2 protein-coding genes are annotated in these 1,889 nt (G+C 41.0%); one reads left to right on the top strand and one right to left on the bottom strand.

The features are described 5' to 3' along the window. Positions 1 to 133: 133 nt before the first annotated feature. Positions 134 to 979 (bottom strand): C40 family peptidase, encoded by an 846-nt coding sequence (locus AC1DRF_RS25475; protein ID WP_043981056.1) that lies wholly within the window; start codon positions 977 to 979, stop codon positions 134 to 136. Positions 980 to 1,493: 514 nt separating this feature from the next. On the opposite strand from AC1DRF_RS25475, the gene AC1DRF_RS25470 reads away from it, so the two are divergent. Beyond that, positions 1,494 to 1,889, top strand: a 396-nt coding sequence (locus AC1DRF_RS25470; RefSeq protein ID WP_477742014.1) for a DMT family transporter, incomplete at its 3' end; no start/stop codon positions are given.

Here is a 1,889-nt window from a genome sequence, read left to right as displayed (position 1 = left end):
GGCTGAGCTAGCTGAAGACTGGAAGTATAAATTTCAAACGCGTATTGAAAAGGCGCTTTCCGTCGCGCAGCGATAAAAAGTAAATGCCCTCTAATCGTTAGAACGTATCTAACGATTAGAGGGCATTTTTTTCTTAGAAGCGTCCGTATCCTAAGAAATGATCTTGGTAGTAAGAAACATCTAGGTCAGCTACAGCTACACCGTGTGAACCAGCATGAATCATTTGGCCGTTTCCGATGTAGATTCCCATGTGAGATGGGCCGCTTGTGTATGTGTTTTGGAAGAATACTAGATCTCCTGGTTGTGGAGACGAAATTTTTGTCGCCATGTTCCAGTAGTTGGCTACGCTTGTACGTGAAATGCTGTGACCGCTATGGTTGAACACGTATGCGATAAAGCCTGAGCAGTCAAATCCGCTTGGCGTGTTTCCTGCCCATTGGTAAGGTGATCCTACTAAACTACGTGCAACATTTACTGTGCTTCCAGAAGCCGTGCTTGTTGTTGGAGCAGGTGCTGGTGTGCTTGTTTCTTGTGCTGCAGATGTAGATGCAGATGCTGTAGAAGTAGAAGGAGTTGATGTGCTTACACCTTTTACTTGGCTTGCGCTTGGTTTACCTGATGCAATTGTTACGTAGCTTGAGCTTTTTGAAATCCATTTGTTTGGTGCAATTTCAACTAAGCCGTTTGCTTCTTTTAAAATAGCAAACTCTTGACCTTGTGTTGCAGTTCCAACGACTGGAGATGAAAAGCTAGCTCCTTGACGAATATTTAACGCACTCACGTTTACGATGACTTTTTGATTAGTAGTAGTAGTTGCTTGTTGTTGAGGTACGCTTGGCGTTACCTTTTCTTGTACGGGTGCTGGTGCAGCGCCTCCGTCATTAGCACTTGCTGAAGTTGTGCTAAATGTTAGGGCAGCGGGAACAAGTAATGCTGCTAACCCCATATTCATAACTGTACGATTTGCTTTCTTTAGCATKTTCTTTCTCCCTTTCCATAACTTGTTTTATTCACAAGTGTGAGTCTATCAATCCTGACAGGAAAAGTAAACATCTAATTCCAAATTACGACATTTTGTAACATAGTTTTAATATTAAAGGGCGATATAAGTAGAATTGTCACCTTCTCTGTAATAATTCTGACAATTTGTCTAGGTAGAAATGTTTAGGAGATTCATAGATTTATTAGAAAATATGTAAGCTAAATGAAAAAGGGGAGYAGAAACCCAGCAGCTGAATGGCTTCATGGCTTTTAGGATGTATAAAAGCTATAGATAAAAAGTGATATTGTCACTAGCCATGCACTTTATTTTTTCTGGGTGAACACATAGAGAAGAAAGATACGCTGTCATAAAAGAAACTCAGTTACTATAACTGCTATACATAAATTACATCAAAAGCATCCAGTTGAAGTGAGTAAAAAAGAAGCGTAGTATACAAGGAGGAATGAACGCGTGAATCATTTACATTCATATATGTAGGAGTGGTTGTTGTATGAAACAGTCATCATCTTTTATTAATGGGATTCTTTTAGCTGCTCTTGTACTGATTTGGGGATTAACGTGGCCGATGTCGAAGCTGGCGCTTGGCTATTCATCGCCTATTTTGTTATCTGGACTGCGGTCATTAAGTGCGGGAATCATCTTATTAGCAGTCGCACTGCCAAGATATAAGCAGCTTTACTGGAAGCAGAACTGGCGTAAATATATGGTGTCAGGTCTATTTAATTCAATCTTATTCTACGGTCTGCAAACGATTGGACTTATGTTTATGCCAGCAGGGGTCTTCAGCGTTATTGTCTACTTACAGCCGGTGCTCATCGGCATCATTGCATGGATGTGGATTGGAGAAAGCATGAACGCTGTGAAGATAGGGGGTTTGCTTCTTGGC

The organism is Priestia sp. P5_B4 (assembly GCF_056400385.1).
The sequence above is the reverse complement of the archived record's forward strand: the minus strand, read 5'-3'. Positions and strand labels throughout refer to the sequence as shown.